Source organism: Nonomuraea sp. KM90 (genome assembly GCF_052246675.1).
In the GTDB taxonomy this organism is placed as follows: domain Bacteria; phylum Actinomycetota; class Actinomycetes; order Streptosporangiales; family Streptosporangiaceae; genus Nonomuraea.
In genome coordinates this window covers 30,615-44,036 of record NZ_JBQQCB010000040.1, presented here as the reverse complement: position 1 = coordinate 44,036, position 13,422 = coordinate 30,615, and the positions used below count along the sequence as shown (strand labels likewise).

Here is a 13,422-nt window from a genome sequence, read left to right as displayed (position 1 = left end):
CCGTTTCGGGGACGGCCGTGTAGGACCCTGGTCCTACTCTCCAGGGTGGATCAGCGCCGCCTCGTAGGCGACGATCACCGCCTGCGCGCGGTCCCTGACGCCGATCTTGGCGAACAGGCTCGTCACGTGGTTCTTGACGGTCGAGGGTGAGACGGACAGGCCGGCGGCGATCTCCGCGTTCGACCTGCCGCGGGCGATGAGCACGAGGATCTCCCGCTCGCGTTCGGTGAGCCCGCCCAGCTCGGCCGGGGCCGGGCGCTGGGGAGACGTGCGGACGAACGTGCCGATGAGCCGGGTCAGCAGGCGCGGCGCGACGGCGGACTCGCCCCGGTGTACCACGCGCACGCCCTCGATCAGCTCCTCCGGCGAGACGTCCTTGGGCAGGAACCCGTCCGCGCCCGCGCGCAGGGCGGCGACCACGTTCTCGTCCAGGTCGAACGTGCTCAGCGCGAGCACCCGCACACCCGGCAGCTCGGCGGTGATCAGCTGGGTCGCGCGCACCCCGTCCATGCCCGGCATGTGCAGGTCCATCAGCACCACGTCCGGCCGCAGCCGCCGGCTCAGGTCCACCGCCTGCGCGCCGTCCGCCGCCTCGCCGACCACGCCCAGGTCGGGCTGCGCGTCGAGCATCAGCCTGAAGCCCTTGCGCACCAGCTCGTGGTCGTCGGCCAGCAGCACCTTGATCGTTCCGTCAGGCGTCATCTCGTCTCCAGCGGGATGCGGGCGTGCACGCGGAATCCTCCGTCCGGGCGGGGGCCGGTGGAGAGCTGGCCGCCGCACAGGGCCACCCGCTCGGCCATGCCCCCGAGCCCGAAGCCCGGTGTCCCGCCGGCCTTCGCCAGGCCGTCGTCGAGCACCTCGACCTCGACCGCGGCGGGCCCGTACGCCAGCCGGACGCTGGCCCTGGCGCTGACCGCGTGCTTGCGGGTGTTGGTCAGCGCCTCCTGCACGATCCGGTAGACCGCGTGGTCCACGGCGGCGGGCAGGCCGACGGGCTCGCCCGTCACGGTCAGGCTGGCGGGCAGCCCGGCCGACGCGGCCTCCTTGATCAGCTCGGGCAGCCGCTCCGCGCCCACCCCGGTCGCGGCGTCCGGCCCCTCGTTGCCGTCGGCCCTCAGCACGTCGAGCAGGCGGCGCATCTCCGACATCGCCTGGCGGGCGGTCTGCTCGGCGCTCTCCAGGGCGCTCCTGGTGACCTCCTGCTCCGGCGGGAGCGTGGCCCGCGCGCCGCCGACCAGCGCGTTGATCACGGTGATGTGGTGCGCCACCACGTCGTGCAGCTCCCTGGCGATGCGCCGGCGCTCCGCCCGTACGGCGGCGTCGGCCACCTCGCGCCTGTTGCGGTCGTTGAGCTCCGCCCTGAGGAGTACGAGCTGCCCGACCCCCACGGACATCCCGACCGTGAACAGCGCCGCCACCCAGCCGCCCGAGCCGGGCCAGGACAGCTCCTGCGCCGTGGCGTAGACGGCGAACGCCGCCCCGGAGGCGATCGCGGTCGTGCGGCCGCTGGTGTAGCGGCCCACGCTGTAGAGGGCGATGATCGTGGGCAGGTTCGTCATCGCCACGGTCTGCGTGGCGAGGAAGACCACGTCGGTCACGGCCACCAGCGCCGCCGTCAGGATCGGGCGGCGGCGGCGCATGAGCAGCAGCGCCAGGCCCAGCAGGTAGTGCGCCGAGCCCGGGACGGTGCCCGTCTGGCCCCGGAGGACCAGGGCGATGGTCCCGATGAGCATCGGCGCGGCCAGGACGATCACCAGCGCCCGGTCGAACACCTGGGGACGCCGTAAGAACCGCACGATCTTCATGAAGGCCCGCGCCACGCGCACGCTGAAACCCTAATTCACGATTTTCCCCTATTGCCCGCAGGTTTCGCAGCCATGAACCTGGGCTACAACGAGGTGCCTGCGCTGCGGTAACGTCGGCGCAAGGCGAGGGCGCAGCAGAGGGGTTGGCATGAGCCGGTCGGCACGGGTGATCTGGGACGACGCTCTCACCTCCTACAACTTCGGCGCGAGCCATCCGCTCCATCCCGTGCGCGTGGAGCTGACCATGGCGCTGGCCCGCGAGCTGGGCGTGCTCGACAAGGTCGAGATGACCGGCTGCGCGCCCGCGACCGACGACGAGCTCTCCCTGGTCCACGAGCGCGGCTACATCGAGGCCGTCAAGCGCGTGTCCGCCTCCGGCCGGCCCGACCTCACCGCCGGGCTCGGCACGACCGACAACCCCGCGTTCGCGGGCGTCCACGAGGCCTCCGCGCTGATCGCCGGCGCCTCCCTGGCCGCCGCCCGCTCGGTCTGGGAGGGCTCGGCCGAGCACGCGGTCAACATCGCCGGCGGGCTGCACCACGCGATGCCCGCCGTGGCCAGCGGGTTCTGCGTCTACAACGACCCGGCGCTGGCCATCGCCTGGCTGCTGGAGCGGGGGGTGGGCCGCATCGCGTACGTGGACGTCGACGTCCACCACGGCGACGGCGTGCAGACGGTGTTCTACGACGACCCCAGGGTCCTGACGATCAGCCTGCACGAGAGCCCCCGCACGCTCTTCCCCGGCACCGGGTTCCCGGAGGAGACCGGCGCCGACGGAACGGCCGTCAACGTCGCGCTCCCGGCCGGCTGCGGCGACTCCGGCTGGCTGCGGGCCTTCCACGCGGTCGTGCCGCCGCTGCTGCACGACTTCGGGCCGGAGATCCTGGTGACCCAGCACGGCTGCGACAGCCACGCGCTCGACCCGCTGGCCAACCTGATGCTCAGCGTGGACGGCCAGCGGGCCGCGTACGCCGCCCTGCACCGCCTGGCCCACGAGACGGCCGGCGGGCGGTGGATCGCGACCGGCGGTGGCGGCTACGAGCTCGTCCAGGTGGTGCCGCGGGCGTGGACGCACCTCATCGCCGAGATGGCGGGGCACCCGCTCGATCCGGCCACGCCGACGAGCGAGGAATGGCGCCGGTTCGTACGGGAGCGTACGGGCGAGACCCCGCCCCTTACCATGACCGACGGCCGAAGCCCGGAATTTCGCGACTTCTCCGATGGTTATGATCCAGCGGACCCCATTGACCGTGCGGTCATGGCGACCCGGCACGCGGTGTTCCCCCTGCACGGCCTCGATCCGATGCCCTGACGAGGAAAGAAGCAGTGCTGAGCCGCGACGAACTCCGAGAACAACTTGTCTACAGCCGCATAGCCGGCGATGTCGCGACCTCTCGCGAGAACAACCTCGACCACTACAGCTCGCTGGCCAACGGTGATCCCTACTACGCGCTGGGCCTGACGTTCGACCAGCCGTGGTCCTACCGCGACATCCTGGCGCTGATGGCCAAGTCCGCGGGCGTGGTCTCCGACCCGGGACACCGCTGGGGCCAGGACACCATCGACCCCGACCTGACGATCGACGCGATCGACGCCATGGCCGAGCGCATCGCCGCCGTGCTGACGCGGCCGAGCCCGCGCATCCTGTTCGCCACCGGGCACCCCACGGGCCTGCTGGCCGTGCACCTGCGGCTGGCCGCCTTCTGCGCCGCGCGCGGCGCGCGGTTGCTGTCGCCCGCCGAGGGCTGGACGTACGCGGGGTCGAGTTTCGGTCGTCCCAGAAGGATCCGTTACCTGGAGGACATCGCCATGCTCGACGACCGGGGCGCGCTGGTGCACACCCACGACTCCGCCCCGATGCGGCACATGCTCGGCGAGCTCGGTGACGACCTGCCGGACCTGGTGATCGCCGATCATGGCTGGGCGGGAGCGGCCGGAGAGGCCGGTGTGCCGACAGTGGCGTTCGCCGACAGCAACGACCCCGGGCTGTTCGTCGGGGAGGCGGAGGGCAAGATTGACGTGGTCGTGCCACTTGACGACAACGTGCTACCGCGCTATTACGCTCCGCTGACCGAGAGACTAGTCACAGAAGTCTCACGCGCCCTTTGAGTCCGATTCGGTCATCCCCATACCGTCTTTTCGCGCCTGCATTCCAAGGGGCTCGCTGTCCCTTTGCCAACTTTTGATGGGGCTCCGGCGACTCTTATGTGTGGCAGCTTGGACAGTTCCAACGTCCGAGTGAGGTGCTCGGCCCGGCTGCTGGCCAGCGATTTCGCTGGTTCGGCTGACAGGTGGCTCCGTCGGCTGAGAAAATAGGGGGTTTGCGCACTCGGAGTCCCGACTTACGCTGACGGCAGTACACGTGCGTGAGCAATGGCACCAGTGGGGATAACCCGGAAACACGTGCGGAAGAGGCGTCCGATGGGTGCAGGCGAAAGACCTCTCAGCGAGGTGAAGTTCCTGACCGTCGCAGAAGTGGCGACGGTCATGAGGGTGTCCAAGATGACGGTGTACCGGCTCGTCCACTCTGGCGAGCTGCCGGCCATCAGAGTCGGCCGATCGTTCAGGGTGCCTGAGCAGGCGGTACACGACTATCTGCGGGAGGCCTACATCGAGGCAGGTTGATGTAGCGACACGCCAGACCGTGTCGTGAATGCTGTCGCGGGAGGGGCCCGGCCGCCGCACATGCGACCGGGCTCTCACCCCCCGGGGGGCGATCTACCATGGATCGCCGGTAGTCTGTGACCCGGTGTGCGCTCGCACTCCGTTCCAGACTTGCTATCAGTACCTGGGGGTCCCGTGGGCTCTGTCATCAAGAAGCGCCGCAAGCGGATGGCTAAGAAGAAGCACCGCAAGCTGCTCAAGAAGACGCGCATCCAGCGGCGTAACAAGAAGTAACCGACGCAGCTGCGAGGCGCTGATGACCCACACCGTGCTTGTCACCGGGGTCTCGCGCCACATAGGCGCCCGGGTGGCGAGCGTTCTGGCGGCGGACCCGGACATCAGCCGTGTCATCGGAGTGGACACCGTGCCGCCCTCCTCGCTGACGCGAGAAGGCGGCATCTCTCTCGGCCGGACGGAGTTCGTCCGGGTCGATCTGCGCAGCCCCGACATCGCTCAGGTGATCGCGGCCGCGGACATCGACACCGTTGTGCACATGAGCCTGGTCAGCGCTCCCTCGCGGAGCGGTGGCAGGGCCGCCATGAAGGAGCACAACGTCATCGGCACCATGCAACTGCTCGGTGCCTGCCAGCGGTCGGCGACCGTGCGGCGCGTGGTGGTGCGTTCCACCACCGCCGTCTACGGCTCGTCGCCCCGCGATCCCGCGGTGTTCACCGAGGACCTGGAGCCGCACGACGGCCCCGTCCACGGCTATGCCAAAGACGCGGTCGAGGTCGAGGGCTACGTGCGGGGCTTCGCCCGGCGCCGTCCCGACGTGACGGTGTCGCTGCTGCGCTTCGCCAACTTCATGGGTTCCGGCGTCGACTCGCCGCTGACGCGTTACTTCACCCAGCCGGTGCTGCCGACCGTGTTCGGCTTCGACCCGCGGCTGCAGTTCGTCCATGAGGACGACGCGGTCGAGGTGCTGCGCCGGATGGCGACCGAGGATCACCCCGGCACGTACAACGTGGCCGGGGCAGGCGTGTTGCTGCTGTCGCAGTGCGCCCGGAGGGCGGGGCGGCCGTCGCTGCCGCTGTTCTCGCCCGCCTTCAGGGCGCTGGGCAGCGCCGTACGCAAGATCGGGCTGGTCGAATACTCGCCGGAGCAGGTCAGGCTGATGAGCCACGGCCGCGCCGTCGACACCTCCAGGCTGGAGGCGGAGCTGGGCTGGAAGCCCAAGTTCACCACCGGGGCGGCCTTCGACGACTACCTGCGCTCGCGCGGCCTGCGGCCGTTCGGAGGTGTCCTCACTTGAGCGTTCCCCACGAGGAAGAGGCCCGCGTGATCCCGATCAGTGCGGCACCCTCCTTCGAGGAGCCCGACCCCATGGCCAGGATGCTGGCCTTCCTGCGCAGGCGGGTCACGGGCGACTACGAGGTCGACGAGTTCGGCTACGACGCCGAGCTGACTGACAAGGTGGTCCTCGAGCTGATCAGGCCGCTCTACAACCACTGGTTCAGGGTGGAGACGGTCGAGCTCAAGAACATCCCCGACGACAGCGGCGCCCTGATCGTCGCCAACCACTCGGGCACCCTGCCGATGGACGCGCTGATGTTGCAGGTGGCGCTGCACGACGAGGCCGGCCGGCCGCTGCGACTGCTCGGCGCCGACCTGGTCTACCAGCTCCCGCTGCTCAGCCACCTGGCGCGCAAGACCGGCCACACGCTGGCCTGCCGCGAGGACGCCGACCGGCTGCTGCGCAAGGGCGAGCTCGTCGGGGTGTTCCCCGAGGGGTTCAAGGGCGTCGGCAAGCCGTTCTCCGAGCGCTACAAGCTGCAGCGCTTCGGCCGCGGCGGCTTCGTGGCCTCGGCCATCCGCGCCGGGGTGCCGATCGTGCCCACCGCGATCGTGGGGGCCGAGGAGATCTATCCCAAGATCGGCGACCTCAAGTTCCTGGCCCGGATGCTGGGCCTGCCCTACCTGCCGATCACCCCGTTCTTCCCGCTGCTCGGCCCGCTCGGCCTGGTGCCGCTGCCGTCGAAGTGGATGATCGAGTTCGGCGAGCCGATCCGCACCGACGAGTACGACCCGTCGGCGGCCGACGACCCCATGACCGTCTTCAACATCACCGACCACGTGCGCGAGGTCATCCAGCAGTTGCTCAACGAGCTCCGCCTGCGCAGGGGCCACGCCTTCCCGCCGTTCCTCTGAGGGCTGCAACCTCCGCGGCGGCCCCGGTGTTCAGCAACCGTCATCGCCGAACACCGGAGGAGAACTCCCATGGATCTGCAGCTTTCCGGCCGCGTCGCCGTCGTCACGGGCGCGTCCAAGGGCATCGGCCTGGCCGTCGCCCGCACCTTGGCCGAGGAGGGCGCCCACGTGGTCACCGCCTCGCGCACGCCCGCCGAAGCTCCCATCGACGGCAAGGTGGCGCACGTCGCGGTGGACCTGATGGACCCGGAGGCCCCGGCCCGGGTCGTCGCCCGCGCGGTCGAGGAGTTCGGCGGGGTGGACATCCTGGTCAACAACGCCGGCGGGCCGCCGCCCGGGGCGACGTTGCCGCGGGTGGGGTTCATGACGCCGGATGACGAGGACTGGCGGGCGATGTTCGAGTTCAACGTGTTCGCCGCCGTACGCATGATCCGGGCCGCGGTGCCCGTCATGCTGGAGCGGGGCGGCGGCTCGATCGTCAACGTGTCCTCGACGATGGGCAGGCAGCCCGGCGCCATGAACGTGGACTACAGCGCGGCCAAGGCGGCCGTGCTGGCGATCGGCAAGTCGCTGTCCGAGGAGTACGGCCCCCAGGGCATCAGGGCCAACACCGTCTCGCCCGGGCCGGTGCTGACCGACTGGTGGACCAAGCAGGGCGGCGCGGCCGAGGTCATCGCCGGGCTGGCCGGGTCGGACAAGGAGAGTGTGATCTCCGAGGTCGCCCCTGCGATGATGAAGCTGACCACCGGGCGGCTCGTGCACCCGCAGGAGATCGCCGACGCGATCGCCCTGCTCGTGTCCCCCCGCTCCGGCAGCACGACCGGTGCCGAGTTCGTGATCGACGGGGGCCAGCTCAAGGAGCTGTGAACCCGAACGGCGGGTTGTGGCAAGACATCCGTGACCGATCCCCCACAGAAGGGCGGAGATGATCACGCAACCCGCCGTCAAGGGTGCGGACTCGGAGCTCGTGAGCGCCTCGTGGACCGAACCCGAGGCGTTCGCCGAGCTCTTCGACCGCTACTCCGCCATGCTCTACAGGTACGTCTCCAAACGCCTCGGCCCCGAGCCCGCCGAGGACCTCGTCGGGGAGACCTTCCTGGTCGCCTTCTCCCGGAGGAGGAGCTACGACCTGGCGTACCCGGACGCCCGGCCCTGGCTGTTCGGCATCCTGACCAAGCTCGTCTCCCGGCACCACCGCACGGAGGCGGCCCGCTACCGGGCCCTCCTGCGCGCCCCTGTCGACTCCGAGGTGGAGTCGCCCGCCGACCGGGTGGCGGCCGGGGTGACCGCCCAGGCCGTCCGCGCGGAGCTGGCCGGCGCGCTGGCCGCGCTCCCGGCCAAGGACCGCGACGTCCTGCTGCTGATCGCCTGGGGCGATCTCACGTACGAGGAGGTCGCGCGAGCGCTCGGCATCCCCGTCGGAACCGTGCGCTCCCGCCTCAACAGGGGCAGGCGGAAGGTACGTGCCGCGCTCGGCGACGCCAACCCGATGGAGGAGGAGTGACGATGGACGACCTGAAGCTGCTCCGGAACCTCGGGGGAGAGCTGGAGCACGAACCTCCCGCGACCCTCGCCCGCCAGCGGGACCGCTTCCTGCGCGCCCGCCCCCGGCGCAGGTGGACGGGCTGGTGGACGGCCGGCCTCGTGGCCGCCGCCACGGCCACCGCCGTCGCGGTGCCCACGGTGCTCATCGGCACCCAGCACACGGCCGCGCCGCCGGCCGGGGCCGATCGGGTGGACGTGAGCGGCGCCAGGAACGTGCTGGTGATCGGTTCGGACTCGCGGCAGGGCGCGGGCAACGCCAAGTACGGTCCGCGGAGCCAGCACGCGGACCAGCGCTCCGACACGATCATGATCGTGCACGTGCCGGCCGACCGGGGCAGGGCCACGGCGGTCAGCATCTCGCGCGACTCGATGGTGCGGATCGCGCCCTGCGGCTCGGAGCCGGCCCGGATCGACATGATCAACTCGGCGTACGCCAAGGGTGGCGCCGCGTGCCTCAGGACGACGCTGGAGAAGCTGACGGGACTGCGCCTGGACTACACGATCGACGTGGACTTCGCCGGCTTCAAGGACATGGTGGACGCGCTCGGGGGCGTGACCGTCAAGGTGCCCGAGCCGGTGGACGACCGGGCCTCCAAGCTGCGGCTCTCCGCGGGCGAGCAGGTGCTCGACGGCGAGCGGGCCCTCGGCTACGTGCGCCTGCGCGGCTACGGGGACGGCTCCGACATCGCGCGGCTGAAGCGGCAGCAGACGGTCGTGCTGGCGATGCTGAAGAAGGCGCAGCGGATGGTCGCCGAACCCGGCAAGCTCAAGGACCTGCTCGCCGTGCTGCGCGAGAAGGTGAGGACCGATCTCAGCCTGGAGGAGATGTACGAGCTGGGCACGCAGCTGGCCGGCACCAAGATGACCTTCCTGGCGGTGCCCTGGAAGCCGCACGCGAAGGACAGGAACCGGATCGAGTGGGCGCAGCCGGAGGCGGACCAGCTGTTCGAGTCGCTGAAGGAGTAGCTCAGGACCGGCGGTAGTGGCGGCGCAGGGCCAGGCCCGCCGCCACGCCGCCGGCGACCGCCCCCACGCCTGCCGCGATGGGCAGGGCCGTGAGCGTGGCCTTGCGGCCCGTGCGGAAGTCCTTGATCGGCCAGTCGTGCTTCCTGGCGTGCTCGCGCAGCTCGCTGTCCGGGTTGATCGCCACCGCGTTGCCGACCAGCGACAGCATGGGAAGGTCGTTGGCCGAGTCGCTGTAGGCCGTGCACCGCGTCAGGTCCAGCCCCTCCCGGCGGGCCAGCGCGCGCACGGCCTCGGCCTTGGCGGGTCCGTGCAGCAGGTCGCCGACCAGCCGCCCGGTGTAGACGCCGTTGCTGGTCTCGGCGACCGTGCCGAGCGCGCCCGTCAGGCCGAGCCGCTGCGCGATGACCCTGGACAGCTCGATCGGCGTGGCGGTGACCAGCCAGACCCGCTGGCCGGCGTCGAGGTGGCTCTGGGCGAGAGCGCGGGTGCCGCCCCAGATGCGGTCGGCCATGACCTCGTCGTAGATCTCCTCGCCGAGGCGTACGACGTCGTCGACCTTGGCGCCGGCGACGAAGGCCAGCGCCGTCTCCCTGGCCACCGCGATGTGCTCGGGGTTCTCGTTGCCCCGCAGCCGGAACACCGCCTGCCCGACGGCGAACTTGAACAGGTCGGACGTCGTGAACAGCCCGCGGGTGGCCAGCCCGCGGGCGAAGTGGTAGATCGACGCGCCGCGCATCATCGTGTTGTCCACGTCGAAGAAGGCCGCGGCCTGCAGGTCGGGCTCGACCGGGGCGACCGGGGCGACGGTGACCGCCGCTCGCGCCGCGGCCTCACCGGCGACCTCCGGCCGGACTTCCTGTCGTCGTCGCATAAGCCGCCACATGGGCTTCAGCTTACTTTCCTACTCAGGGGCGACCAGACCCTCGATGTAGTCGAGATACCCCTCCGCCTGGGCCAGCTGATCCTCGTTGAGCTGCTGGAGCATCGGCTTGACGGTCTCCTTCTGGTCCCGCGCGAAAGTCTTGATCTTCGGTGAGCGCGGTTCGGTCCGTTCGAGGCGGCTGATGCCCGCCCGCGTCGACTCCTCCATGTCCTCCAGCGTCTTGTCGATCAGCGGGCCGTCGGTGGACGAGCCGAGCAGGCTCGCGACCTCCTTGGCGCGCGTCTTGGCCGAGGCGAGCTCGCGCTCGCCGCGTTCGGCGTCGTCGGTGCTGAGGCGGACGAGCGTGCTCTCGGCGGCGCGCTTGAGCGGGTAGAGCGAATCACCCGGCACCGCCCGGTAGGTGGCGAAGGAGGAGACCATCATGGCCGCCGCCAGCCCCACGGCGGCGAGCTGGGACAGCAGCGGCCGGCGCCGGACCGGGCGGCGGTGGCCCGCCGGCGCGGCCGGCGCCGCCCGCTCCTCGGCGAGCGCGCCGGACAGCAGCTCGGCGCGCAGCCGGTCCCTGAAGGCAGGCTCCGGCGCGCCGCCGAGCGGCAGCTCCCTCAGCTCCGTGAGGTGTTCGAGCACGCGCTCCCGCCGCCTGCGCGCACTACTCATGACAGCTCCCTGACCGACCAGGCCATGACACTTGCCTAACGAGGGGCCGATGGCGGAGGTTACGCCAGGTCGTGCTTGAGAGCCCTGGCCAGCGCCCGTACGGCCCGGAACTGCAGCGCTTTGATCGCTCCACTCTTCTTCCCCATGATCAGCGCGGTTTCCGCGAGCGAGAGGCCGTGCAGGAAGCGCAGGACCACGCATTCCTGTTGTTCGGGATTGAGATCGCGTACGGCACGCAGCACGCGGTCGTTGATGATGGCCGTGACCACGGCGTTCTCGGGGATGTGGGAACCGTCGAGCGGAACGTCGATCACCTCTCCGGTCGGTACCTCCAGCCGGTAGCGCCCGGACTTGAAGTGGTCGGTCACCAGGTTCCTCGCGATGGTCACGAGCCAGGCCCCGAAGTCGCGGCCCTGCCAGGTGAAGTCGCCGATCCTGCGCAGCGCGCGCAGGAACGTCTCGCTGGTGAGGTCCTCGGCCAGCGGGTGGGAGCCCACGCGGAAGTAGATGTAGCGGTAGACGAGGTCGACGTAGCGGTCATAGAGCGTGCCAAAGGACTGCGTGCATCCGTTCTTGGCGTGCATCACCAGCGTACGCAGGTCGTCGGGCACGCCGTCCCGCGCGTCCTCGCGCACGTCTTCACGCCCGCTGTCACGTACGTCTTCGCGCACGGCGAGCTCGCCCGTCCGGGCAGGTCCAGCGACCGCTGGCGCCAGCAGCCCGGCGAACGGCGACGAGTCAGGCATCCGGTATCCCTAGGGGTAAGGGGTGCGGCGTGCTCGAACACTCTAGAAATCAACCGGAAAATTCACAATCCACATCGTCCTGGCATGACTAGGCGTAATCGGCGGATACCGTGTTGGACCGACCCGTTCCCTCTTCGGCTACCGGCTGGGAGGCATCGTCCGGCAGCATTGGAGTCACCATGGAGATCCTCGTTGCTGTCATAGCTCTTGCCGGTGCGCTCTTGGCCGCGATCGCGGCAGGTGCCCTGATCCAACGACTGCGCGACGAGCCCGAGGGGTGGTTGATCGCCTGGACCGTTGCAGTCGTGGCCCTTTGCCTTTCACTGGTCGTGATCGGCATCGGCTACCTCATGGGCTTCGGCCAGGTCACCTTCCGGATCTACCAGGTGACCGGATCGTTGCTGGCGCCGCTCTGGCTGGCCATCGGGCTCGTGCAGCTGCTGTCGGAGAAGGTGCCGCCCCGGTTCCTGGCGTGGCTGCTCGGCATCGCGCTGACCGTCGTCGCCGCGGTGATCATGGTTTTCGACCCGCTGAAGAACACGGACATGGGCAAGTCCCTGCCCTCCGCCGCGACCCACTGGAACGTCCCGCCCGGCTACCTGCTGATCGGCGTGCACGCCGTCGCCGTGCTGGTCATGCTGGCGATGCTGGTCGTGGCGGGGCTCAAGTGGCGCAGCGGCGACGAATACGACACCGACAACCTGCACGCGACCGTCGTCATCGTCCCGTCGGGGCTGGCGCTCGTGGGCGCGATGAGGTTCCCGGTGCCGGCGCTGTTCACCACGGCGCTGCTGGCCGTGGCCGGGGCCGCGGTCTGGTACACCGTGCTGCGGCCGCTGGCGCCGTACGAGGACGACGACGAGGACGACTTCGGTCCTGACAGCGACGAGCGGCCCGCACGCCGTGACGAGCGCTCTCAGCGCCGCGACGAGCGTGCCCAGCATCGCGAGGAGCGGCCCATGCCCCTGGGCGAGCGCCCGATGCCGGTCGGCGACCGCCAGATGCCAGTTGGCGACCGCCCGATGTTCCGCGACGAGAGGCCCCAGCCGATGGGCATGCCCGAGCCCGTGCCCGCCGCCGACCTGCCGCCCGCGCCGCCGCGCCGGGCGTCCGGGCTGGGGGACCTGGTGGCCGAATACCGCGCGGGCGACCAGGAGGTCGACTACGCCGCCCGCATGGCCCCGCCGCCCGACGCGGGTCCCTCGACCGGCTACATCATGAACGGCGCCCCGCCCCAGCGCCCCGACTACGCCGTGCCCGGGACGGGAGCCGTCTTCCCCGGCGCCGACGTGTTCTCGCCCGCGCCGCGGCAGCAGCCCGCCTCCGGCAAGCCGTCACCGACCATCTACGGCCTGCTCACGGTCTTCACGATCATGGACGGGGCCGGCGACGCGTTCGACCGGCTGGCCGAGGCGACCGTCGAGGCCGTGCGCCGCGGCGAGCCGGACACGCTGGTCTACGCCTGCCACGCGGTGAAGTCGGCGCCGCTGCAGCGGATCGTCTACGAGCTCTATCGCGACGAGGTCGCCTACCGCGACCACCAGCGGCAGCCGCACGTTGAGAGGTTCGTCAACGAACGGCAGGCCATGGTGCTGGCCACCAATGTGATCGAGCTCACCGTCAACGCCGCGAAGGTGGTGCCGCTGCCCACCGCGATGTACTGAGCCCGCTCAGGTGGTGAGCGCGGCGCGCAGGCGGCTCTCGTCGACGCGCCAGAAGTCGTGCTGCACGCCGTCGATCAGCGTGACCGGGATCATCTCCCAGTATTTTTCCTTGAGCTCGTCGGAGGAGTCGATGCTGACCTCCTCCCACGGCACGCCGAGCTCGCCCGCGACCCTCGCGATGATCTCTCGCGCGTCGTCACACAAGTGACAGCCGGGCTTGCCGAGCAACGTGATGCGATGCATAACGCAACCGTACCCCGCTGACTTTGTGCATCGGTTCACAAAGGGATTAACCTGAAAGACGGTTCGATTCCCGTCACGCGGTCCCCAAGCCGCCCGTCCCC

Annotated in this window: 16 protein-coding genes; 10 read left to right on the top strand and 6 right to left on the bottom strand. The window is 70.3% G+C overall.

Translation table 11 applies throughout. The features are described from left to right. Nucleotides 1-33 precede the first annotated feature (33 nt). On the bottom strand, nt 34-702 hold the full coding sequence (locus tag ACTWPW_RS31840; protein ID WP_443170786.1) for a response regulator: 669 nt from the start codon (nt 700-702) through the stop codon (nt 34-36). Next, nucleotides 699-1,826 carry a sensor histidine kinase gene (locus ACTWPW_RS31835; RefSeq protein ID WP_443170785.1) on the bottom strand — a complete coding sequence of 376 codons (1,128 nt, stop codon included), beginning with the start codon at nt 1,824-1,826 and terminating at the stop codon, nt 699-701. Before ACTWPW_RS31835 ends, ACTWPW_RS31840 begins: the two co-directional genes overlap by 4 nt. Nucleotides 1,827-1,953: 127 nt before the next feature. Here ACTWPW_RS31835 and ACTWPW_RS31830 point away from each other — a divergent pair, with 127 nt between their 5' ends. From ACTWPW_RS31830 to ACTWPW_RS31790, 9 genes are all read left to right on the top strand, one after another. After that, nucleotides 1,954-3,117 (top strand): acetoin utilization protein AcuC, encoded by a 1,164-nt coding sequence (locus ACTWPW_RS31830; protein WP_375114528.1) that lies wholly within the window; start codon nt 1,954-1,956, stop codon nt 3,115-3,117. A gap of 14 nt (nt 3,118-3,131) precedes the next feature. Continuing rightward, the gene (locus ACTWPW_RS31825; RefSeq protein ID WP_443170784.1) at nt 3,132-3,914 is read left to right on the top strand and encodes a phosphatase; all 783 of its coding nucleotides are present in this window, start codon (nt 3,132-3,134) and stop codon (nt 3,912-3,914) included. A gap of 312 nt (nt 3,915-4,226) precedes the next feature. After that, nucleotides 4,227-4,430 (top strand): helix-turn-helix domain-containing protein, encoded by a 204-nt coding sequence (locus ACTWPW_RS31820; protein ID WP_026214222.1) that lies wholly within the window; start codon nt 4,227-4,229, stop codon nt 4,428-4,430. A gap of 174 nt (nt 4,431-4,604) precedes the next feature. Then, entirely contained in the window at nt 4,605-4,703 is a 99-nt protein-coding gene (locus ACTWPW_RS31815) for a 30S ribosomal protein bS22 (RefSeq protein ID WP_018654693.1), read from the top strand. A gap of 22 nt (nt 4,704-4,725) precedes the next feature. Further along, entirely contained in the window at nt 4,726-5,721 is a 996-nt protein-coding gene (locus ACTWPW_RS31810) for an NAD-dependent epimerase/dehydratase family protein (RefSeq protein ID WP_364126238.1), read from the top strand. Then, nucleotides 5,718-6,617: a lysophospholipid acyltransferase family protein gene (locus ACTWPW_RS31805; RefSeq protein ID WP_375114530.1), complete on the top strand. Its 900-nt coding sequence runs from the start codon at nt 5,718-5,720 to the stop codon at nt 6,615-6,617. Before ACTWPW_RS31810 ends, ACTWPW_RS31805 begins: the two co-directional genes overlap by 4 nt. Nucleotides 6,618-6,686: 69 nt before the next feature. Beyond that, nucleotides 6,687-7,484 carry an SDR family NAD(P)-dependent oxidoreductase gene (locus ACTWPW_RS31800; protein ID WP_443170783.1) on the top strand — a complete coding sequence of 266 codons (798 nt, stop codon included), beginning with the start codon at nt 6,687-6,689 and terminating at the stop codon, nt 7,482-7,484. A 58-nt stretch (nt 7,485-7,542) separates the two neighbouring features. Continuing rightward, nucleotides 7,543-8,121 (top strand): RNA polymerase sigma factor, encoded by a 579-nt coding sequence (locus tag ACTWPW_RS31795; protein WP_364126247.1) that lies wholly within the window; start codon nt 7,543-7,545, stop codon nt 8,119-8,121. Between the two features lie 2 nt (nt 8,122-8,123). Next, the gene (locus ACTWPW_RS31790) at nt 8,124-9,128 is read left to right on the top strand and encodes an LCP family protein (RefSeq protein WP_375114532.1); all 1,005 of its coding nucleotides are present in this window, start codon (nt 8,124-8,126) and stop codon (nt 9,126-9,128) included. A gap of 1 nt (nt 9,129) precedes the next feature. Here ACTWPW_RS31790 and ACTWPW_RS31785 read toward each other — a convergent pair whose 3' ends face one another. From ACTWPW_RS31785 to ACTWPW_RS31775, 3 genes are read right to left on the bottom strand one after another with little or no spacing between them, the layout of a single operon-like run. Then, nucleotides 9,130-9,999 carry an HAD family hydrolase gene (locus ACTWPW_RS31785; protein ID WP_375114533.1) on the bottom strand — a complete coding sequence of 290 codons (870 nt, stop codon included), beginning with the start codon at nt 9,997-9,999 and terminating at the stop codon, nt 9,130-9,132. A 30-nt stretch (nt 10,000-10,029) separates the two neighbouring features. Next, nucleotides 10,030-10,668 carry a DUF5667 domain-containing protein gene (locus ACTWPW_RS31780; protein ID WP_375114534.1) on the bottom strand — a complete coding sequence of 213 codons (639 nt, stop codon included), beginning with the start codon at nt 10,666-10,668 and terminating at the stop codon, nt 10,030-10,032. A gap of 59 nt (nt 10,669-10,727) precedes the next feature. Continuing rightward, entirely contained in the window at nt 10,728-11,414 is a 687-nt protein-coding gene (locus ACTWPW_RS31775) for a sigma-70 family RNA polymerase sigma factor (protein ID WP_364126257.1), read from the bottom strand. Nucleotides 11,415-11,593: 179 nt separating this feature from the next. On the opposite strand from ACTWPW_RS31775, the gene ACTWPW_RS31770 reads away from it, so the two are divergent. Further along, nucleotides 11,594-13,078 (top strand): antibiotic biosynthesis monooxygenase, encoded by a 1,485-nt coding sequence (locus ACTWPW_RS31770; protein ID WP_375114535.1) that lies wholly within the window; start codon nt 11,594-11,596, stop codon nt 13,076-13,078. 6 nt (nt 13,079-13,084) lie between these two features. Here ACTWPW_RS31770 and ACTWPW_RS31765 read toward each other — a convergent pair whose 3' ends face one another. Then, nucleotides 13,085-13,321, bottom strand: coding sequence for a glutaredoxin family protein (locus ACTWPW_RS31765; RefSeq protein WP_364126262.1), 237 nt, complete (start codon nt 13,319-13,321; stop codon nt 13,085-13,087). Nucleotides 13,322-13,422 lie beyond the last annotated feature (101 nt).